This window comes from Micromonospora sp. NBC_01655 (assembly GCF_026339755.1).
Taxonomy (GTDB): domain Bacteria; phylum Actinomycetota; class Actinomycetes; order Mycobacteriales; family Micromonosporaceae; genus Micromonospora.
On the sequence record NZ_JAPEQF010000001.1, the window covers coordinates 389498 to 408962 of the forward strand.

Genomic DNA, 19465 nt, shown 5'->3' on the forward strand with positions numbered 1-19465 from the left:
GCGAGCCGGGCGACGGTTATCCGGTGGATCGGAAGCTCGCCGGCCCCTAGGTTCACCGGGTGGGTGACGACACCAGGGCGGAGATCCGGCTCGCCTACGCGGCGGACGCGACGGTGATCGCGCGTATCCATCTGGCCTCCCGGGCGGCGACCATGCCGTATCTCCCCCCGCAGAAACGCAGCCCCGCGCAGGTGACCCGTTGGGTCGAGGATGTTCTGCTCAAGGAGTGCCACATCTGGGTGGCGGTGCGCGACGCGGTGGTCCTCGGCTACGCCGCTCTCGGGGGCAACGTGCTCGAACACCTCTACCTGCGGCCGGACGCCCGCCGTCAGGGCGTCGGCACGCTACTGCTCGACGAAGTCAGACGGCACAGCCCCGACGGAGTGTTGCTGCACGTCTTCCAGCAGAACACCGACGCCCGCGCCTTCTACGAACGTCACGGCTTCACGGTCCTGGACACCAGCGACGGCAGCCAGAACATGGAGCACCTGCCCGACATGACCCTCCGCTGGGCTCCGAACGACGTAACGAGATGATGTCCCGGACCGACTGGCAGGCGTGGCATGAGCCCTATGCTGACGAAGGATCACCCCTGTCGCGCCGGTTGCGCCTCGTGCGACGGGAGATCGCCACGTGGCTGGACGAGCGCCCCGACGAGCGGCTGACGGTGGTCAGCGCCTGCGCGGGACAGGGGCACGACCTCGTCGGCGTGCTCGCCGGGCGGGCCGACGCGCACCGGGTCCGCGCGACGCTGCTGGAGTACGACGCGGGCAACGTGACCGCCGCCCGCACCGCCGCCGCACAGGCTGGCCTCGCGAACATCCTGGTCGAGCCGGCGGACGCGGGGCGGCTCTCGTCGTACGCGGGGGCGGTGCCGGCCGACCTGGTACTGATGGCCGGCGTTTTCGGCAACGTCACCGAGGATGACGTACGCCGGACCGTGGCCGCCCTGCCACAGCTCTGCGCGACGGGCGCCACGGTCATCTGGACGCGCACCCGGAAATCCCCCGACCTGACCCCGGCGCTACGCGGCTGGTTACGGGCCGCCGGCTTCGTGGAGCGGGCGTTCCACGCCCCGGACGGGGTGCTCTTCGCTGTCGGCGTGCACCGGTTCGCCGGCACGCCCCGCCCGCTCGACGCCTCCGGGGTGCTGTTCACGTTCGTCCGCTGACCGGGGTCCGCCAGCCAGCCTGGTCAACTCCAGGTCTGTGACAAAGCGGTATACCTGCCACTCAACACCGCCATGTCACTGACATGGAGTTGACGTCCACCCACACTTCCCAACCGCACGACGGGGGCGGTATCAACGGAAGTCCGCCGCGTGGTCGCGTGCCCACTGGTCGAACGTCCGCGCCGGGCGGCCGGTGACCGCCTCCGAGGTGGGCAGCGGTCCCAACGCGCCGAGGTCCAGCCTCTTGAGTAGCTCCGGGTCCGATTCGTTGCCCGAGTAGTCCTCGAAGCCGAGCAGGAAGTCGGCATTGTCGGCGGCGAAGCCGCCCTGCTCCCGGTAGGCCACCCGCGCCTGCTCGGGGGTCACCACATCCATCCGGATGTCACGACCGATCGCGGAGGCGATGGCCCGCACCTGGTTTCGCCGGGTGATCGGCTCCGGCCCGTTCAGGTCGTACGCCCGGCCCTGGTGCCCGTCCCTGACCAGCGCCTCGGCCGCGACCTCGGCGATGTCGCGCTCGTGCACCGGGCACCACACCGCGTCGGGAAAGGGTTCCCGGACCACGCTCTCGGCACGGATGGACGGCCCCCACAGCCAGACCTTGTTCAGCATGAACTCGCCCGGGCGCACGTGCGTCCATTCCAGGCCCGACTCCTCGACCGCCCGTTCCACGGGGAGATGGAAGTCGGTGTCGGCACCGCTGGTGACCGCACCGGCGGAGAGCACCACGATGCGCCGCACCCCCGCTCGGGCCGCGCGAGCGACCACCTCGCGCGCGGTTCGGGCAACCGGGAAGAGGTACGTGCGGTCGACGCCGCTGAAGGCGGCGTCCAAGGTCGACGGATCGTTGAGGTCGCCGGCCAGCACCTCCACACCGGCGGGAAAGCTGGCCGACTGCGGGGCACGGGTCAGTGCCCGCACCCGCTCTCCCGCCTCGACCAGTCGCTCCACCACGAGCCGCCCCACGTTCCCGGTTGCACCGGTCACCAAGATCGTCACGGAATTCCCCTCTCCTCGATGCCGAAACCATCAGCGTGCGTCGAACGGCCGCCGCGCGCCGGCCGGTACGGGGGGGCGCCTGAGGTCCACTCATCTTTATCCAGGAAGTGGCGATCAGGCAAACGCGAACACATCGTTCATGTTCACTCTCAGATCTGCACGTACGAATGCGGAAGAATTGTTTCGGCATTGATTTCCGCTCTGCGTGACGCAGTTGGCAGAGGGAGTCCCCGCCCCCATCTGGTCGGGCGGGACTCGACCCGTCGCGGGCCGGTACCCTGCGCTAATGCTGGGCAGAGACGAGGACGTGGCGATCGCGGCCACGCAGGCGGGAGCCGTTGTCGTCCGGGCCAGGTACGGAGCAGCCCTGACCCGCCTGGAGAAGTCCGGGGGTGACTTCGCCACCTCGGCCGACATCGAGGCGGAGAACGCCATCCTCGATGTCCTCCGCTCCGCGCGCCCGGGGGATGCCGTGAGGGGTGAGGAGAGTGGACGCACAGGTGCCGACAGCGCCGCGCGCGAGTGGCTGGTCGACCCCCTGTGCGGCACGCTCAACTACGCCGTACGCAACATGCTGGTCGCGGTGAACGTCGCGCTGCGGACCGATGCGAAGGTCACCGTGGCGGCCTCGGCCGACCCGTTCACGGACGAGGTGTTCTGGACCCACGGCACTCACGCCTACGTACGCCGCGACGGTGTGGACGAGCCGCTCAAGCCCTCCGCCGAGTCACGGTTGGTGGATGTCAACCTCGATCCGCCGTTTCCGAACGCTCCCCGGTTCCAGGCGGCGCGGCTGCTCGCCGACCCCGGGTTCGTCGAGCGCTTCCGTCCGCGCGTGGTCTCCACCACCCTGGCGGTCGCCTGGGTCGCCGCCGGCCGGCGGGCCGCCTATGTCACCGACGGTGACCTGCGGGACAGCGTGCACTTCGCCAGCGGGATCGCCCTGTGCCAGGCCGCAGGATGTGTGGTGACCGGCATCGAGGGGCAACCGTTGCACACCGGCGTCGGCGGGCTCGTCGTGGCGGCGGATCGTCAGACCCACGCGGCCCTGCTGACGCTGGTCGACAACCAGTTCCCGCCGGAAGCAGGAGCCACCCAGGTTCGGCTGGCTCTCGACGGAACTACCGGCTCAGCTGGCGGCGACGTCACCTACGACAGCTCCGTCCACGGCCCGGACCTCATCTCGATCGGCTCGTAGGCGATGGCCCGGTCAACGACCTCAGCAGCCGTCAGTTCGGGGACCGAGAAGATCATTTCAGCGACGTCCGGGCAGACGAGGTCACGTTCGAGCTGATCCAGCAGGCCGTTGAGCTCGTCGTCGTCCGCGTAGCCGAGACTCATGATCCGCTCAACGAGGACGATGGCCTCATCCCGGGTGAGCTTCGGCGGCAGGCTCTGATCCATGCCGCGCAGCGTAGGCGAGCGTCCTCGGGGATGCAGATCCTGCCTACGAACGGAGACCATCGTCCCCTCGGTGACCGCCCTGCACTCGCAGCGCATCCCGCTGGCCAAGAACTCCGTCCGGCTGGTCCGCTCCGGCAACTACCAGGTCGAGGCAAAGCCGTTCGTCGGCGAACTGGCCCGCCTGCGGGCGCCGATCTCGACGTCCTCCACGAGTGGATGCCGCTGACCCGACGGGCCATCGCTGGGCCCTGTCGCCTGCTCGCCCACCACCCCCGCTGACTGCACACGGGAGGCACGGGGCGGTTCCTGGTCAGCGAAAGCTGAAGGCCCTGGCTCGGGAGGGCGCGCGGGGCCAGGGCAAAGGTCATCGGCTGGCCGGCGGCGGTCAAGAAGCTCGGCGTCCCGGGGGTTGCACTTCCACGACCTGCGGCAGTGGGAACACTTCGCCGCGCGCACCCGGAAACACCGAAGGCCCCGGCTAGGACTCGCGTCCTGGCCAGGGCCCTCGTGGTGGAGCGGGTGACGGGAATCGAACCCGCACTGTCAGCTTGGGAATCGACGATGAGCGGCAGGTCGTGGGGCCGGCAGCCTGGTCAGGACGGTCCCTGGTGGCCTGGGTTGACCCCGGCTGTCCTGCCCTAATGGCACGCCAATGGCACGGGCTACCCGTCCTCGAACGGCTCGTCATGCCAGCGGAAGCCGGCCTCGTCGTCCTCGATGCTCAGCAGGAACTCGGCCACCGGGCGGCCGTCCGGTTGGGTCATGGTGAGGGCGGCCCGGATCTCGTCGTCGATCCGCATCATGGCCTCGTCGTCGTCCGCGTCGAGGGCGGCGCTCCGGGCAACGAAGAGCGGGCGTAGCGGCTCGAACCCCGGCAGCGGGCGGAACCGGCCGTACGTCCACGGGAAGTCGTGACTCTGCTCGTCGATCTCGCCGACCAGCTCGCCTCGGTGGTACAGCCGCCACACCCTGCCCGCGTCCACCGCGACAGCGTAGGCGGACCCGGTGTGGTCGGTTCCGGCGCGATGCGGGGCGACCTGGGAGGGCCGAGGGCAAGCCGGCGAAGCCGGCGCGGCAGCCGATCGCCAGAAGCTCGACGGCGACCAGCCACGCTGGCGATCGTCACGGCCTGGTCGGGGTCGTCATCCGGGTTCAGGATGCTGCGGGCGCGGCAGCCCGTCGGCTGTCGGCGGCTTCCCGCCCCGGCGTCGCAGACGACCGGGGCGGCTTGCCGCCGGACGGGGCCACCGCGCCCGCACCGCGCGCAGCGCGGTGCCTTGATCATGTAAAGGCCATTTCGGCAGCACCAACGGCAGACTTCGTGATGGTGCAGTCGAGCGGGTGGCATCTTGATCGCTAGCGCAACAGGGGATAAGAATGACGGGTTCGGCCATCGTCGCGGAGGAGTGTGCTTGTGGTTAGCCCGGGGAAGCAGGTCCTGCAAGCCATAACCGACATTACGGGCGCTTCCCAGGGCGCGAGCGACGTAGACGATGGTGTCAGTCCGGCGACGGATCTCCTCGACCTCAACCTCCTGCAGGCATTAACAGAGGATTCGCTGGACCTTCGGATGGTGACGGGAAGGCTGATGCAGAGTGCAGATTAAGATCGAAGCCGAATCTCGTCGAGGGCTCCGCGTCATCGAAGAGATCCCAGATATCCCGCTTTGCAGGATCGAGGGATACAACGGAATTGGAAAGACCGCCGCCATCAAGTTACTCCGCTTGTGCGCTGGAGATCAGCCGTTCGCGGAGCACGCTCAGGACTGGCGAAGCTTCCGGGATCAACTAGTAAGAGCGCGCGTAACCGTAACGGGGCTACGGGAAGCTCGATCTATCGAATGGATACTGGACCCGTCTGAATGGCCGCTGGAGCCCAGGCCATTGGAGGAGCGCTTAGGGCGGATCTCGATAGATGGAAAGCGTGTTGGCCACAGGGCGGTCCTTCCGCTGTTAAGTGTCCACCACATCATTGCTGCCGAGACGCCACTGAAGGTGCTATCAAATCGCGTCGAAGCATTCCGCAGGCGCATTTCCGACTGGCTGGAGGACCCGGGAGAGGGAAGGCAACACGAAGTTGACTTCGCTATAGATGAGGTGCAGAAGCTTATCCTGCAAAGCGGGCCATCTCAGCTGCAAACGGAGATGAAGGCCGCGGAGGATAACGCGAAGATCAGCGGGCTGTTGACCGCCGAACTGAGCACACAGCGCCATCGCATGGAAATATTGGATCGCGCTGCGGGCGTGATGGACCGACTTGACCAAGTTCGAGGCCAAGGTCCAGAAATGCAGGAGAAGCTTGACCGACTGAAGGAGGAACTCGACGAGCTTGAGAAAAAGACCGAGAAGCTCGATGAGCAGATAACCCAGGCGAGTAGCCGTCAACACCTCGACGAGCAAGCCGAACGCGAGTTCGCGAACGCGAGAAAGTTCCTTGTCCGCAATGACAAGGCGCTACGACAAGCTACTAGCGAGCTAGAACGGCTCACGATAGCAGCGGGAGTAGAACCAGACAACGACCGACTCCTAGCTACTCAACGAGAGTTGGCTCGTAATCTCCACGAACTCTTGGAGCGGCAGCCTCAAGTCCATGCCGCGCCAATGCTCGTGTCCATCCTCGAGGACTTAGCCGACCGGCTCTCTGACGCTGAACGACACGAACTTGGGCAAACTGTTCTCCTGGAAGAGGACGAGGGTGTTCCCGGACGGACCGTCTCTTACCTGCGCGGCGCTTTCCTCAGACAGGCCGCAAAGCTGCGCGAGCGGACGCCCTCCGGAGATGCACAACAACTCGCTGCTGAGATTGATTCGGTCCGTTCTCGCATTGACGCTGTCGTACAAACTTCAGCGAAGCTATCCGAAGTCGAGCAGGCCCAGGTAAACTTCTCGAGAGCCGAGAAGCGACTACGAGAGGCATCCGAGTCACTTCCCGCTCAGACTGCAAAGACCATTGACGACCTCATCAGAATGCGAAATGAGCTTGACCAGAGAAGCCGCTTAGTTCAAGCAGATCACGCCCGCCTTGAGCACGCCCGCGAGCTTTTGGGAGGCGGCATGACAGAAGATGCCTTGGCCGCTGAGCTTCTCCGACTATGCAAGCAAGCCGAGGTGAATGTTGCCCGCCTTCGCGGACGACGAGAGCAGGCACGCTCAGAAATTGATCAGTTGACCAGGAGCCACGTGCAAGCGATTCAGGCTGCGGAAAGGACACAGCGGGCCCTAGAGGACCGGAAGTCGCGAATCGCCCAAGTCGTCGAACTGTTGACGCAGAGCGACGCCTATGCGTGGCTGCGTGAAGCCCTGCCCGGGATTGCGGAACTACGTCGGGCATCGCCCACTCAGCAGGCAACTCTATTAAATGACATTTCTGCCCGGCTGGAGCAGGCGCGCGACAAGCTTCAGCAACAATATGCCGCTATTCGGGGAATCGGATCCGCGCTGGGCCGCCTTTACGGTGAACTAGGGAATTCGTCCGGAACATTGACGGCCCCTACCTACTGGGACAGAACGGCACGCGTGTGGCTAGCCAGCGAGGTCGAGAGCTGGTTCAGTGACCCTCTGCTCCGCGAGTTCCTCTTCGAAGGCGCCAAAGATTTGCGGCTGGATTGGCGCGATATGAGGGTCCAATGGACGGCAAGGGGCGAGGAGATGAGCAGGCCTCTCTCCGGATTCTCTAGCGGACAGCAGGCCTTTGCATACACTCACGCACAGCTCGCGCAGTTGGAGCGAGAGGAGTCTCGAGCAGCGAATAGGTTGATCGCACTAGACGAGTTCAACGCTTTTCTGGATGCTGAGAGAATGCGGGACCTGGCCGCTTACCTCGAGGAGCGTCGGCTGCGACAGCCGCATGATCAGGTGGTAGTTATCTCCCCGCTCGACAAGATTCCTTCCATGGAAGGCGGGGGCAAGGAACAGCAAGCCCGAATCAATGAGCTAACACAGCGTGGCTATCTGACCGAAGCGTTCGCGCTATGACCTACAGTGAACGCCACACGGTTCGGCAAGCCTTCGGAGCGCCTGCAGTTCTTGCCGAATCAGAGGCAAGGAAGCTTTTAGTAGACCTCTGCCAGCTATGGCGCCTAACCTACGGCAAGGGCGTGTCCAAGCTCCACGAGGATCTGGTTGAGTGTAAGAGATTCTTCGACCCACTTGCGCGAGGTCAGTCGCTACGTGAAAGGCTCTCCCACCTCCCTAAGACGCCGCCAACGCTACGACGTGCCCTGAATCCACTAGGTTTGCCAGTGATCATTGATGGGGGGGATGACGCGCTCCTCATCGGAGTCGAAGGCCGCCTCTTGATCGATCTTCTCGAGGAGCAATTAGAGGGCGCCGAGGACCTAGTCGTAATTTCACCTGGCCGAATTGCTGCGGCTGAACATGAGGCGCTGAGAATTTATCGATCATGGGTGCTCACGAAGATAACCCAGGTAGTCGACCTGCGGAGCGGCCGCGGGAAGGAGGTGATGCAGGCTATTGCAGTTGGCGTCGTTCTTGCTTTGCTTGTTAACCGTTCAGACTCTCCGGAGAAGGCGGTAGTCCAGCCGGACCCAAAGTCACTGGAGGGCAGCTTGATTGATTCCGCTGTCTTCGCAGCTGCTGAACGGTTCGCACACGTGGTCACGGGCAGCGACCGTCGCTCGTCGGGCGAGCAGCACCTAAAAAAGGGTTACGGACTAAGTGAAGCGCGGCGGCGACTGGCCCCCAAATTGGCAGCCGCAAAAAGAAACGGCGAGGTACTCCTTTATATCCCAGCCGCCTACCGACAGGAGGTTGTGGAATTCCTCGGACGGGACCTTGCCCGGCGACCCGCGCTCACCAGAGACAAGCTCGCACTTGCGTTCGATCAGCTGACTGTCGCATTTCGGGCAAATTCTGGGAATCTCGCGCATCAGTCTATGGTTTTCGAACGCCCTGCCGACACCAGAGATCTCCGCGCCAGCCTGCTCTCATCCTTTATCCGGCATAGGCCCGAAGACGTGGAGACCATGACTACTGAAGGCGAAGTAGCTATCGACGTAGCGTAAGTAAGCGTTCAGACAGCTCGACCTGGTGCCTGGTAGTGTTCTGCGCCCAACGCTGGCCTCGTCGGCGTAGCGGCCGGTCGTCCTCGGCGATAAACCCGACGTGCTCGGCAAGCTCGGCAATGATTGAAGGTGTGTCCACGTACACCCCATACGGCGCACTGTCACCGACTAGCCACACAACAGGCGCTCCCGGCTCTAGGGCAGCAAATAGGTTGGTTAGCACCTTCCCGATGGCGGAGAAGTAATCAGGTACAACGCGGTCGTATTCCTTTCCGCGCTTCCGCGCGAGGCGCTCGTTCTTCAAGTCATCCGTGACGTCAGATATCCGCTTGGAAACGTCTCCGTAGTCCTCAAGCGACTCGTTGGCTGCCAACGCAGCTCCGACACTACTTTGCTGCGTCGTCGCGGTTATCATCTTAGATCGGATCGTTGTGCACATCTCTGCCCAGTTGCTGATGTCCCCCCAGAAGTACATTTCTAAGCGAGTTGCATCAGCATAATCGAAGTTGTTCAAATAGGGTGGCGATGAAACGCAGCCGTGCGCGGAACCAGGATCCAATGAATCCCATGATCGTTGGTCCGTAGAATCCCCGTGTACGACTTGGAGCTCGAGGTCGTCGGATGGCTGCGATTCCGCCGTCACGAGATCGTCTCTCATCCACTCGAGGCGCTGTCGAAACCGCGAGAGCGGGTCCGTGAATCTGGGTTTCCGCACTTTAGTAGGATTCTGGTAGGGCCATCCTACGCGCACTGCTGCAACATCACGTAACGTGCTGAGTAGGGCCCACTTGGCGTGCAAGTACCAATCGCCGGCTTCTCCCCCCTTAATTAGCTCCCGCACCGACACCAACTGCGCGAGGACATCCGGCGTGAAGCATCGTCGGATCAGGTCTGTCTCAGGCTTCGCAACCCGACTGACTTCATCAGCGACACGCTGTGCGTGTTCCGTCAAGCGCATCCCCACTTTTGTCAACTCGCTAGCATCGCGGGGTGCAGGTTGAAGCTTCAAGACAGCCAGTTCGGCAATAGCTGGATGAGCCTCAATCCCGAAGAAGGAGTAGTTCATCCTACGCGCCGATGTGCCTGTAACTCCTGATCCAGCAAAGGGGTCAACGATCACGCTTCTGGCCGGGATTTCGAGACGACTAAGCAGCAAAGAGACGTAATCGGAGGCGAATCCAGCCGGATACCTGAACCAGCGGTCAAAGGCTTCGCTGCTACTCGTACCGTGGCTTCGCCCCTGGCCGGAGGCGGGTACCACCGGCAACGGTTCGCCGGCGGCTCGAGGGGACCGCTCACTTGGGACGGCCTCGGTCACGGGGGCCAGGGCATGCTTGATAGACACGGGCCCATTCCACCACGGTGTTGGGCACTGGGCTACGCCGGGGCTGGATTTTCTAGATCAGGAAGCGAGCAGGTTACGTAGAGCAACGCTCCGCGGATGCCAACCTAGCTCTCTGTAGTACTCGACGACTGCTGGGCGCCGTGCCAACTCTGGGTGTACCGCGCCGACGGCAGTGTCACTCAAGTCGGCTAACCACTCAAGCGTGCGGGTCCTCTGCGATACTTGGTCCCACTTCACGTCTGCCTCAAAGTAGACCCCTGCCACATCCTGGGCTAGGCCGAAGCTGTGCATCTCCACAAGCCCACGCAAGATAGTAAGAACAAACGTGAGAGGTGTCGCAGCGTACTGGACATCACGGTCACCCCACGAGCTGCGGAGTAGGTGCGCGGCCATCGATCTCGCTATCGAGGCAGCTCGGTCCGGGTTTCTACCCGTCCAGGCCTTTGTCTTGCCGCTGGGCACTTGGGCCAGATAGTCCAGGAAAACAACCGTGTCTTCTCTGTAGCTCTCAGCGAGTGAGATGAGTTCTGTCAGGCTCTCTTCGTCTCCACTGAGAAGAGCTTCAAGCAGGCGGGCTGCTCGCTCAGATGGCGGATCGTCACGGTGCTCGAAGACTCCCTGAAGAAGCTCGCGCAGGCCATCCATGTCAGGAATTCGCATATGCACGTTTTGTTCAGTGCATGCTCGCACAAAGGGTCGCCAATGAAGCCATTCCCCGTCCGGCAATAACTCAACTCCAGCCCGGGGGTCGCGTCGAGTCAGAAACCAAGCCGCGACGCGCCCCAGGCTGTAAACGTCGACAGCAGCGGTCGCTCGGCTCGGATCATCGTCCAGCTCCGGAGCATCATATCCGGGTGTCCCCATACGCTGGCCAGTCCGGGTTAGGACCCGCGATACCGACTCCGGCGAAACCCGTACCATTCCCCAATCAGCCACTACCCATCTGAGGCGCCCCGCGGTAGCGCCTGGTAATCCCAGGATGTTGCTCGGAGATACATCACGATGGATCAAATCATGCTTGTGCGCCAAAGCGAGTGCGTCGGCTAAGTCTAGAAGAATCGAAGCTAAGTCTTCCTCGCCGAGTTGATTACGAGCCTCAAACAGGTTGCCATCCGCTAACGGCATCGCATACCAGAAGAATGCCGGATCGTGATCCCAGATGGGCATAATGTGCGGATGAGCCAACTTGCTCTGGGCGAGAATCTCGCGCTTGATCCGGTCTCCTGCCTCAGGAAAATGTTTGGCCCGCTTGATCGCAACTTCGGTGCCCTCTATCTTGTGGACCGCTCGAGTTACGTCTGCGAAACCGCCGCTACCTCGTGGTTTTGCGTCCAAGCGGTAAAGCCGCTTCAGTTCCGCGGTCGACTCGATCGGCTGCATGGTACTTAGCTTAGAGATCGATCGGGGGGCACAACTAGCCCCAACAAACGGGCATAAGCTGCAAAACGTGCCAATCTTTGCCGGTCTAGGTGCCTCCTTGCCCCTTTCCAAGGCGCAAGCCAGGTGACGGTCCTCAACCTTTCAGCCCACGCAGGTGTGGCGTGTGATCTCGGGCACTGGCGTTGGCCTATCGATCTCCGTTGAGTAGCTGATACACCCTGACGACCGACTCGACTTTGTCTTGTGCGCACGTAACGGTCTCACGCATTACCAAGATGGAACCGGGTGCGATGTCGAACAGCTTCGCCAAATCGGCATCGGCAGCCACCTCGCGGCGCCTTGCGTTTAGGTTGCTGTTCTCAATCAGAGCGGAGGCGTAAGGACGGGCGATCGCATAAGTGCCCCGGCCATGCTCAGTGGTAGCCAAACCGTCATCTCGTAGGACTGCTATAGCTTGTCGGATCGTGCCGCGACTTGCCGCGAACTCGGCGGTGAGCGCACTCTCGGCCGGCAGTAGGGAGCCCGGCGGGATGATGCCGCTCTCGATGCGCCGTCTCAGTTCGCCGGCGATGGCGCGGTAGCGGGGCTGTCCGTAGTGCGGGGTGGGCACCTGTTCACCGTACCTGGCACTTGTCTTACCAAGTGTCAACCAAGAGACCCGTTTCGACTTGTAGACAACTCGTCTAGTTGTAGGTACGTTTCCTTCTGTGCGGCCAGGGTGACGGCTCGTGTCAGGGGTGGTCTCGGGCCGGCCCTGGTCGCACTTGAAGCGCGGCGTCCTGTCGGACCGGTTGCGGTAGCCGCGCGTACCAGTTGGCTCGGCGATACCCGACCCGTCTGTGTCGGACGGTGCGCCGTGCCTTCATCCGGGCCGGTGGCTGGCCATCTCCTTCCATGGCTGGCCACCGGCCCCTCCTACCTCTGGAGGTGCGATGTCCGGCTCTCACCGTCGGCGCGGCTGGTTCTCGTCCTGGTGGTCACGAACGCGTACGCCGATCCGGCCCGCCAGCAGCAACGCCCCGTCCCGCCCGCGCCCGGCCTCGGTTCCGCCGTCGCCGTGGTGGTCGGTGGCTCCGACGCGGGAGGTGCCCGTACTTCCGTACGCGCCGCTGATGACTCTTGCGCAGGCGGCGCGGGGCAATGGCGGGCGGTGTCCGCGATGAGGCACACGATCAGGCCCGTCGGGGTTACGGGACACCCGGAGTGGTGTGCTCCTGACCGCTGCGGCTATCTGGTGCCGCCGGTGATGGCGCACATGGCCCGCCGGCATCGCGGCCCGATGCACCGCGTCGGCGACTCCCGCGCGTCCGGGTTCGTCGCCACCTACCTCATCGGTGCCGATGGCCTCGGTCCGATGGTGGGGGTTCACGCGACGTGCCGGGCGGGCAACACCTGGGCCGAGTTGACGTTGCCACAGGCGGCCGAACTGGTCGAGCACCTGCGCGGGTTGCTGGAGCAGGCCGCCGCCGGCCAGGGGGCCGATGATGAGTGAAGGCGTACCCGTGACGGATGCCCGGCCGTCGTCGGCTGCGCTTGTGGTGTGTCCGGTGTGGTGTCGGGGCTGCGGGCCGAACGACCCGATGCATCGGGGGCTTCTCGCGACCATCGGGCGGGAGCGGACCGGCTGGGTGAGCGTGCAACTGCTCGTTGACCGGTTCGCGCGTCGGGACCTGGCCGTCAAGCTCGACGCGACCCGCTACGGCGCGACTCAAGCCGTGCTGCTGTCCGCCGCCCAGGTGGACCGGCTCATCGAGGAACTGACCCACGCTCGGCAGGCGATGCAGGCGGCGGCCGACCCGCACGGGCAGGCAGAGGAGACGCGGTGAACGCCAGCAGCCGTCGGGGCGTACCTGTTCCTCGGACTCCGGGTCCGCGTCGGACGCTGTCGTCGCGTACGGCGGTGGCGGTGCCTCCGGTTCCTGAGCGGCCGGCTGGGGGGACCACCTGGCAGACGTTGGAACGTCTAGGGGGTACGGTGACCGGTGTGCATGGTCGGGACTGGCGCCCTCGCTACCTGCAACTCGCCGAAGAGTTGCGGGCGAAGATCGTGAGCGGTGAACTGGCCCCCGGCACGCTGATGCCCAGCGAGACCGAGTTGGCCGACACCTCCGGGCTGTCCCGCACGAGCGTGCGCAACGCCATCCGCCAGTTGCGGGAATGGGGCCTTGTGCGGGCCGAGCAGGGGCGCGGCACCTACGTGCGGGCACCCCGCCAACGGGTACGCCGTCGCAACACCGAGCGGTACCAGTGGGAGAAGGATCGGGTCCTGCTCGATGAGGCCGAGCGGTTGAAGACCGGCGCGACCGAGCACGACACCGGCCTGACCGTCGACGACCTCAAGTTCCACGCCGAGTACACCCGCGTCGACGCCGACGCTGACATGGCGGCGGCCCTCCAGGTCGAGCCGAGCACGCCGCTGCTGCGTCGGGTCTACTGGACGTCGTCGCGGCACGAGAACGCGCCGCTGACCGTGTCGTACTCCTATCTTCCGTACGACCTGGTAGCCGGAAACCCCGACCTGCTCGACGAGAGCAAGGAACCGTGGCCGGGCGGAACGCAACACCAGCTCTACACCCTCGGCATCGAGTTGGACCGCATCGACGACGAAATCCGCGCCCGTCCGCCGTCGCCGGACGAGGCCGAGTTGCTGGACATCGACCCGGGCGTCTCCGTGCTCACCGTGCGCAAGACCTCCGTCGACACCACCGGCCGCGTCGTCGAAGTGGCCGACGTGGTGATGCCGGGCGACCGGACCGAGCTTGTCTACTCCCACAAACTCCAGCGGTGGAAAACGTGACGCAGCTCGTCTCGGTCATCACCCCGGTCCACGCGCCCAGCATCGAGTACCTGCCGGGCGCGTACGAGTCGCTGGCCAAGCAGGACGTGCCCCCGGGGTGGGACTGGCAATGGCTCGTCCAGGAAGACGGACAGACCGGCGCCCTCGTCGACGCGCTGCCCGATGACCCCCGGATCAGCCATGGCACCGGGCGTCCCGGTGGTCCTGGCGTCGCCCGTACCCTCGCGCTTTCCCGGGTTTCCGGGCAGCTCATCAAGGTCTTGGACGCCGACGACCAGTTGACCCCCGGGGCGCTCGCCCGGGACATCGCGGCGTTCGACGCGCACCCGCAGATCGGGTGGACCACCTCGCGGGTACTCGACCTGCTCCCCGACGGGTCGACCGCCGGATGGGACAAAGACCCGGCCGGCGGCGTTATCGACCGCGGTGCGGTCCTGGCCTTCTGGCAGGCCAACAACTACCGGGCCTCGGTGCATCCGGCGACGCTGTGCCTGCGCCGGGATCTCGTCTTCGCTCTCGGCGGCTGGATGGCCCTGCCCGCATCCGAGGACACCGGGCTTCTCCTGGCGGCCAACGCGGTCAGCGAGGGCTACTTCACCCGGGAGTACGGCTTGCTCTACCGCAAGTGGCCCGGCCAGGTCACCAGCCAGGCCGCGCACCGGGAACCCGCCGAGTATCAGGCACGCATGAGGATCATCGAGGCCAGAGCCCACGCCCTGGCCTCGATGGCCCCGAACGGCTTCGACTTCGGCGGCAGCGCTACGGCGTAGCCTCGTGCCCCGGCATACCGGGAGTACGCCGACGCTCCTTCATCTCCGCCTCGTAGATGTGCCGCCGACCACCGGCCAACCTCTCCCGCGCGTCCCGCTCGATCTCCTGGAACGCCGCGTAGTAGCCGTCGTCGAACTCCTCCACGATCTGGAACGTCCACCGACCGGGCAGCACGTTGCGCCCCAACAACTCGTGCTCAACCCGGTCGGCCACCTCGTCATGCCCAGCCTCGCGGAGCAGCCTCACCACCCGGTCAAGGGTGAGGTCCGCGCCGCCCACGAGCTGGTGCGCCGAGTACAGGTGACCCCGCACCCGGTGGATCGTCTCCAGCGCCTTGCTCAACTCGCCCAGCGCCTCGACGGTCGTTGCGCCTATGGCAAGGGGTCTCGCATGCGCCTTATCTACTGCTGTTGACTGCTCAGGATCCGACATGCCTCCTGAAGTACCCTATTTGTCACGCCGTTCACCTGGAGTCGACAAACCAGGAAGACGCCCTCAGCGTGCCTCCCTTAAGATGGCCTGTTGCTGATCTCCGCGTAATGAGGAGCCACAGTGGGTCAGTTCTTCGACTTCTCGCAAGCAGACGAACGCTCTTTGCGAGTCACTCCCTATGGGCTTTACACGAGCGGCAAGCTCGATCCTGACGCTGCGCTCGAAATCCACAGGTCGTCGATTGAATCAGCTGAGATTAGGGCCGCAGTGCCGAACGATCTGCGAAAGAGATTTGAGCGACTAAGGCAGAAATACCTGTTCGGCGTTGTCGATTACGAGCAGTTCACCGACGTTGCTGACTCTGCGTTGATGATGTACGAGCCGGTTTTGCGGGCAAGATTCGTGGAGTTCTTCAACTCTCGGCGAGCGCGACTAGTCCGACGCGACGGGACTACATCAACGATCGCAGTAAAGAGTTACGATGCCGTGCATCAGCAAATAAGGAGTGAGGGCTTCGTAAAAGTAGAGACGGCGAATGGCCCGATAGCATTCAACGGGACTCTTGATGGCCTGATGCGATGGGCGCGTGCTGAGGGGCTCCTTCGTGGGCAGCGCGCGAGGGGAAAAGAAAGGTTGGTCGCTCGAATGAGAAATCGTCTTTCACACGCCTCTTCCTATCACATCCTTTCGCCAGTTGATGCCACGCTAGGCATTCGAGACATTGCTGAGTTCGTTAATCAGCTATGGGGCATTCCTACCCCTGGAGGTCGGATCTATCCGGCCCCCATCCGTCGCGATGTCCTAGCAATAGGGTGGGACCGTCCGGGTGTGCGAACGAGCGCGGGTTACGCGAACTTCTCAGAATTTGACGACCCGGACTGGCTGTGGGTCCTATTAAAAGGATCTTTCCACGATCCAGACCTACTCCACTTCGATGCCCGATACGCTGCAACGCGACTTCCTTCCGAATATGTCTGGGGTCCCGGAAGCAAGTTGGAAGCCATGTCCTGGCTTGCGGCAAACCGACCAAATCCAGACGTTGTCGAGCTGGTTGATCGACTCTTCATGATTCGTCATGATGGAGAACGACTTTTTCTCCCGCAGGAGCCCGCTGTGGCATTCGGACTTCCGGCAGACGAGCGCGGTGGTCGATGGTACTTGGTACGAGCGGACGTAAGCAATGATGCCTTCTGCTGCATACGCGCTCGCCTCGATTCCGACCCTGCACATGCAAATGGTTGCCTCTGTGCGACGGAGGTCCTCGGGAAGGGCTCTTGGAGGCACGTTGAGAGAAGGCTCCTTGAGCTAACGCCCGAGCTTCGCCCTTGGCTTCCTCCTGACGTCAGGGTGACGTCTTCCTATATGCCCAGGTTTGTCAAGGTGCTTAAGACTTCGCCCTCTTAGGTAGTTCGTCACTCTGTTACCACCGGGGAGGCCGCTACTGCGGGCTGAAGCTCCGGTGGAGCCATGAGGCGGAAGCGCCCGTGGGACTTGGGTCGACGCCTAACCTCCAGGTTGTTGACTTGTCTGCCAAGTGCCGTCTACCTTGGAGTCTCAACTTGGCAGACATGCCAACGACCTGGAGGTTGAGCGATGGCTCTGCGTGGCGGTACGAGGTTCGCCGTGCGTTGTGAGGACGTGTTCCCGGCGGGGTGCGCCCTGGTCCCCGAGTCCCTGGGTGAGGTCGAGGACTACGACGAGAAGACCGGCCGGCGTAGCCCGGCGAAGGACAAGCTGACCGGCCAGCGGGTGTGGCAGGTCCGCGTGATGGACCTGGACCCGGAGCTTGGCAAGCGCTCGCGGGAGACGACGGTCAAGATCTCGGCGGACCACCAGCCGGTGCCGCCGACGGGTGCGCCGTTCGAGGCGGTGGAGTTCGAGGGCATGACGGTGACGCCGTACGTGTCGAACACCGGTCGGATGGCGTACTCGCTGCGGGCGACCGGGATGCGCGCCCCGGCGGGCGTGGCCGGCAAGCAGAAGGCGGCGTAGCCGTATCGGGTGGGGGCGGGGCTGTCAGGTCTTGGCGGACGGCAGCCCCGCCCCCTGTGTCTCTTTCCCCTGCTCTGTCGAGAGAGGTAGTGACGTGTCCAAGCGTAGGCGTTCGGCTGCCCCCGTTCAGGCGCGGTGTGGTGTGTGTCAGTCCCGGTTCGACTCGGCCGCGGGTGCCGACGGTCGGTGTGCCGGTTGCGTCGGGCAGCTCGTTCTTCCGTTCCCTCCGGTGCGGGATGCGTCGGGCCGGTTCGTGTCCCTGCGAGGTGGGCGATGATGCGCCAGCCGCGCGGTGAGGTGATCATGACGTCGGCCGGGGATCTGCTGGTGATCCGGCCGAAGCGGTTCGTCCTGCCGATGTGGTTGGTCGTGCTCGGCCTGGTGCTGCGCTGGCTGGCCCGGTTCTGCTGGTGGTGCCTGCGTCACCCGGTCACCGTGGGCCTGGCCGTGGCCGCCGTCGTCCTCTACGCCGAGCACGGTTGGGCGGGCGTGGTCGTGCCGCTGGTGCTGTCCTCGGCGGTGTCGGCGCTGTGGCGGTGGCGCGATGAGGCGTCCTGGTGGCGGTGGTGCGCGGGGCCGCTGCTCGGCCGATTCCGGCACGTGTTCGTGTATCGGCGGGCGTGGCACGAGGCCATGACCCTCTGCGGCCTCGCCGAGACGTACGACCATCGGCCGGTCCTGCCGGAGTTGCTGCGGGTGCGGTCGGATCAGGCGCTCGACGTGCTGACCGTGCGCATGGTGCGGGGGCAGACCCCGGCCGACTTCCAGAAGGTGACGGCGAACCTCGCGTACGCCTTCGGCCGGCGGCACGCCCGGGTCTACTCCGAGCGGCCCGACGCCCCGCCGACCCGTACCGGCTACTGGGCGTTGCTGCTGGGCTGGGTGGACCGGGTGCGGTTCCGGGACCGCCCGACGCTGGTGTACCTGGTGCTCGTCCGTACTGACGCGCTGCGGCCGGTCGTGCCGCCGTTCGACGCCCCGCCGGTGCCCGACTTCACCGCGCTGCCGCTGGCTCGGCGGGAGGACCTACAGACCTGGTCGCTGTGCCTGCTGGCCACGCACGTGCTCATTGGCGGGGCCACCCGCTCCGGCAAGGGTTCGGTGCTGTGGTCGCTGGTGCGGGCGCTGGCCGGGGGCATCACCTCGGGCTTGGTCCGGCTGTGGGTGATCGACCCCAAGGGCGGGATGGAGTTCGCCATGGGCCGGCCCCTGTTCGCCCGGTTCGCCGGCACCTCGTTCGAGGCCATGGCCGACCTCCTCGACGAGGCCGTGACCGTGATGCGGGAACGTCAGACCCGGCTCGCCGGAACCGTCCGGGTCCACACCCCGACCGAAGCCGACCCCCTGGTCGTGGTCGTCATCGACGAAATGGCCGCGCTGACGGCGTACCTGCAAGATGTCGACCTGCGTAGGCGGATCGCGTCGTCGCTGGGGCTGCTGCTGTCGCAGGGTGCCGGCGTCGGCGTCCTGGTGGTGGCCGCGTTGCAGGACCCGCGCAAAGAGGTGCTGCCGTTCCGGGACCTGTTCCCGACCCGCATCGCGCTCGGCCTCACCGAAGCGGCACAGGTGGACATGGTCCTCGGCGACGGTGCCCGCAACCGGGGCGCCCTGGCCGATCAGATGCCGCGATGGGCCAAGGGCGTCGGGTACGTGATCCTCGACGGCACCCCCGAACCCCTGCGGGTCCGCTTCTCCTACGTCAGCGACGACGACATTCGCGACCTTGCCCGGCGGTATCCGGCCCCGGCTGATGCGGCGGACATCCTCGCCCAGGTCGACCGCGAGTCGACCCCGGAACCGGTGCGCCCGCCGCTGCCCCGCAAGCCGTCCGGGCCGCTGCTGCCCGACGCCCTGCGCAACCTCCTCGACCCCGACGGCGGGAGTGAACCGCGATGACCGCCACGCCGAACGGCCGCCGGTTCTACCGGCTGCGCACCCCCGACCCGGTCACCGCCGTCTCCGTCCGCGTCGACCCGCAATGGCCCGACCCGTACCCGGTCCACCTGGCCGTTGGCGCGGGCCGGCGACGGATGTCCCTCACCCCGGACGAGGCGTGGGCGCTGTGGCGCTGCCTCTCCGAAGCCGTCGCCACCCTCGGCACCCCTCCCGACTACATCCGCACTGACATCCGACCTGCCCGGAGGTAACCGC

General features: G+C 64.9%; 21 protein-coding genes. 14 read left to right on the forward strand and 7 right to left on the reverse strand.

What is annotated here, in order from left to right; all coding sequences use genetic code 11:
• The first annotated feature begins 59 nt into the window (after positions 1–59).
• Both OOK41_RS01965 and OOK41_RS01970 read left to right on the forward strand, forming a co-directional pair.
• Positions 60–536 carry a GNAT family N-acetyltransferase gene (locus OOK41_RS01965; protein ID WP_266262672.1) on the forward strand — a complete coding sequence of 159 codons (477 nt, stop codon included), beginning with the start codon at positions 60–62 and terminating at the stop codon, positions 534–536.
• Between the two features lie 77 nt (positions 537–613).
• A complete protein-coding gene (locus OOK41_RS01970) occupies positions 614–1171 on the forward strand; it encodes an SAM-dependent methyltransferase (RefSeq protein ID WP_266262674.1) in 558 nt (185 codons plus the stop codon).
• A 132-nt stretch (positions 1172–1303) separates the two neighbouring features.
• On the opposite strand, the gene OOK41_RS01975 is transcribed toward OOK41_RS01970, so the two are convergent.
• Positions 1304–2170: an SDR family oxidoreductase gene (locus tag OOK41_RS01975; protein ID WP_266262676.1), complete on the reverse strand. Its 867-nt coding sequence runs from the start codon at positions 2168–2170 to the stop codon at positions 1304–1306.
• A gap of 286 nt (positions 2171–2456) precedes the next feature.
• Between OOK41_RS01975 and OOK41_RS01980 the strand changes: the two genes are divergently transcribed.
• Positions 2457–3368 carry an inositol monophosphatase family protein gene (locus OOK41_RS01980; protein ID WP_266262678.1) on the forward strand — a complete coding sequence of 304 codons (912 nt, stop codon included), beginning with the start codon at positions 2457–2459 and terminating at the stop codon, positions 3366–3368.
• On the opposite strand, the gene OOK41_RS01985 is transcribed toward OOK41_RS01980, so the two are convergent.
• Positions 3320–3574, reverse strand: a complete 255-nt coding sequence (locus tag OOK41_RS01985) for an e9imm peptide (protein WP_243639445.1) — start codon at positions 3572–3574, stop codon at positions 3320–3322. The genes OOK41_RS01980 and OOK41_RS01985 overlap by 49 nt on opposite strands.
• 70 nt (positions 3575–3644) lie before the next feature.
• Here OOK41_RS01985 and OOK41_RS01990 point away from each other — a divergent pair, with 70 nt between their 5' ends.
• A complete protein-coding gene (locus OOK41_RS01990; RefSeq protein WP_266262680.1) occupies positions 3645–3800 on the forward strand; it encodes a hypothetical protein in 156 nt (51 codons plus the stop codon).
• A gap of 436 nt (positions 3801–4236) precedes the next feature.
• On the opposite strand, the gene OOK41_RS01995 is transcribed toward OOK41_RS01990, so the two are convergent.
• Complete coding sequence (locus OOK41_RS01995; RefSeq protein WP_266262681.1) at positions 4237–4557, reverse strand: hypothetical protein; 321 nt, start codon at positions 4555–4557, stop codon at positions 4237–4239.
• Between the two features lie 612 nt (positions 4558–5169).
• Between OOK41_RS01995 and OOK41_RS02000 the strand changes: the two genes are divergently transcribed.
• Both OOK41_RS02000 and OOK41_RS02005 read left to right on the forward strand, forming a co-directional pair.
• Complete coding sequence (locus tag OOK41_RS02000; RefSeq protein WP_266262683.1) at positions 5170–7548, forward strand: hypothetical protein; 2379 nt, start codon at positions 5170–5172, stop codon at positions 7546–7548.
• The gene (locus tag OOK41_RS02005) at positions 7545–8597 is read left to right on the forward strand and encodes a hypothetical protein (RefSeq protein ID WP_266262684.1); all 1053 of its coding nucleotides are present in this window, start codon (positions 7545–7547) and stop codon (positions 8595–8597) included. The genes OOK41_RS02000 and OOK41_RS02005 overlap by 4 nt, the downstream gene beginning before the upstream one ends.
• On the opposite strand, the gene OOK41_RS02010 is transcribed toward OOK41_RS02005, so the two are convergent.
• The 3 genes from OOK41_RS02010 to OOK41_RS02020 all read right to left on the reverse strand — a co-directional run bounded on the left by OOK41_RS02010 (position 8581) and on the right by OOK41_RS02020 (position 11932).
• Positions 8581–9915: a DNA methyltransferase gene (locus OOK41_RS02010; protein WP_266262686.1), complete on the reverse strand. Its 1335-nt coding sequence runs from the start codon at positions 9913–9915 to the stop codon at positions 8581–8583. The two genes, OOK41_RS02005 and OOK41_RS02010, sit on opposite strands and share 17 nt — an antisense overlap.
• 84 nt (positions 9916–9999) lie before the next feature.
• Positions 10000–11322 (reverse strand): protein kinase, encoded by a 1323-nt coding sequence (locus tag OOK41_RS02015; protein WP_266262688.1) that lies wholly within the window; start codon positions 11320–11322, stop codon positions 10000–10002.
• Positions 11323–11509: 187 nt separating this feature from the next.
• Positions 11510–11932 (reverse strand): GntR family transcriptional regulator, encoded by a 423-nt coding sequence (locus OOK41_RS02020; RefSeq protein WP_266262690.1) that lies wholly within the window; start codon positions 11930–11932, stop codon positions 11510–11512.
• Positions 11933–12481: 549 nt separating this feature from the next.
• Here OOK41_RS02020 and OOK41_RS02025 point away from each other — a divergent pair.
• From OOK41_RS02025 to OOK41_RS02040, 4 genes are all read left to right on the forward strand, one after another.
• Positions 12482–12814 (forward strand): hypothetical protein, encoded by a 333-nt coding sequence (locus OOK41_RS02025; protein ID WP_266262692.1) that lies wholly within the window; start codon positions 12482–12484, stop codon positions 12812–12814.
• A gap of 88 nt (positions 12815–12902) precedes the next feature.
• Positions 12903–13148 (forward strand): precorrin-4 C11-methyltransferase, encoded by a 246-nt coding sequence (locus tag OOK41_RS02030; RefSeq protein ID WP_266262694.1) that lies wholly within the window; start codon positions 12903–12905, stop codon positions 13146–13148.
• A 158-nt stretch (positions 13149–13306) separates the two neighbouring features.
• Positions 13307–14119, forward strand: a complete 813-nt coding sequence (locus tag OOK41_RS02035; RefSeq protein WP_266262696.1) for a GntR family transcriptional regulator — start codon at positions 13307–13309, stop codon at positions 14117–14119.
• On the forward strand, positions 14107–14889 hold the full coding sequence (locus OOK41_RS02040) for a glycosyltransferase (protein ID WP_266262698.1): 783 nt from the start codon (positions 14107–14109) through the stop codon (positions 14887–14889). Before OOK41_RS02035 ends, OOK41_RS02040 begins: the two co-directional genes overlap by 13 nt.
• On the opposite strand, the gene OOK41_RS02045 is transcribed toward OOK41_RS02040, so the two are convergent.
• Positions 14879–15322 carry a hypothetical protein gene (locus OOK41_RS02045; protein ID WP_266262700.1) on the reverse strand — a complete coding sequence of 148 codons (444 nt, stop codon included), beginning with the start codon at positions 15320–15322 and terminating at the stop codon, positions 14879–14881. The genes OOK41_RS02040 and OOK41_RS02045 overlap by 11 nt on opposite strands.
• 120 nt (positions 15323–15442) lie before the next feature.
• On the opposite strand from OOK41_RS02045, the gene OOK41_RS02050 reads away from it, so the two are divergent.
• From OOK41_RS02050 to OOK41_RS02065, 4 genes are all read left to right on the forward strand, one after another.
• The gene (locus tag OOK41_RS02050; protein WP_266262702.1) at positions 15443–16726 is read left to right on the forward strand and encodes a hypothetical protein; all 1284 of its coding nucleotides are present in this window, start codon (positions 15443–15445) and stop codon (positions 16724–16726) included.
• 189 nt (positions 16727–16915) lie between these two features.
• A complete protein-coding gene (locus tag OOK41_RS02055; RefSeq protein ID WP_266262704.1) occupies positions 16916–17314 on the forward strand; it encodes a transcriptional regulator in 399 nt (132 codons plus the stop codon).
• A 276-nt stretch (positions 17315–17590) separates the two neighbouring features.
• Positions 17591–19210 (forward strand): FtsK/SpoIIIE domain-containing protein, encoded by a 1620-nt coding sequence (locus OOK41_RS02060; RefSeq protein WP_266262706.1) that lies wholly within the window; start codon positions 17591–17593, stop codon positions 19208–19210.
• Positions 19207–19461: a hypothetical protein gene (locus OOK41_RS02065; protein WP_266262708.1), complete on the forward strand. Its 255-nt coding sequence runs from the start codon at positions 19207–19209 to the stop codon at positions 19459–19461. The genes OOK41_RS02060 and OOK41_RS02065 overlap by 4 nt, the downstream gene beginning before the upstream one ends.
• Positions 19462–19465 lie beyond the last annotated feature (4 nt).

Excerpts from the sequence above, each read along its gene's own strand:
- OOK41_RS01980 (WP_266262678.1), top strand. The coding sequence starts at position 2,457 with ATGCTGGGCAGAGACGAGGACGTGGCGATCGCGGCCACGCAGGCGGGA.
- OOK41_RS01985 (WP_243639445.1), bottom strand. The coding sequence starts at position 3,574 with ATGGATCAGAGCCTGCCGCCGAAGCTCACCCGGGATGAGGCCATCGTC.
- OOK41_RS02005 (WP_266262684.1), top strand. The coding sequence starts at position 7,545 with ATGACCTACAGTGAACGCCACACGGTTCGGCAAGCCTTCGGAGCGCCT.
- OOK41_RS02015 (WP_266262688.1), bottom strand. The coding sequence starts at position 11,322 with ATGCAGCCGATCGAGTCGACCGCGGAACTGAAGCGGCTTTACCGCTTG.
- OOK41_RS02025 (WP_266262692.1), top strand. The coding sequence starts at position 12,482 with ATGAGGCACACGATCAGGCCCGTCGGGGTTACGGGACACCCGGAGTGG.
- OOK41_RS02030 (WP_266262694.1), top strand. The coding sequence starts at position 12,903 with ATGCATCGGGGGCTTCTCGCGACCATCGGGCGGGAGCGGACCGGCTGG.
- OOK41_RS02045 (WP_266262700.1), bottom strand. The coding sequence starts at position 15,322 with ATGTCGGATCCTGAGCAGTCAACAGCAGTAGATAAGGCGCATGCGAGA.
- OOK41_RS02055 (WP_266262704.1), top strand. The coding sequence starts at position 16,916 with ATGGCTCTGCGTGGCGGTACGAGGTTCGCCGTGCGTTGTGAGGACGTG.
- OOK41_RS02060 (WP_266262706.1), top strand. The coding sequence starts at position 17,591 with ATGCGCCAGCCGCGCGGTGAGGTGATCATGACGTCGGCCGGGGATCTG.
- OOK41_RS02065 (WP_266262708.1), top strand. The coding sequence starts at position 19,207 with ATGACCGCCACGCCGAACGGCCGCCGGTTCTACCGGCTGCGCACCCCC.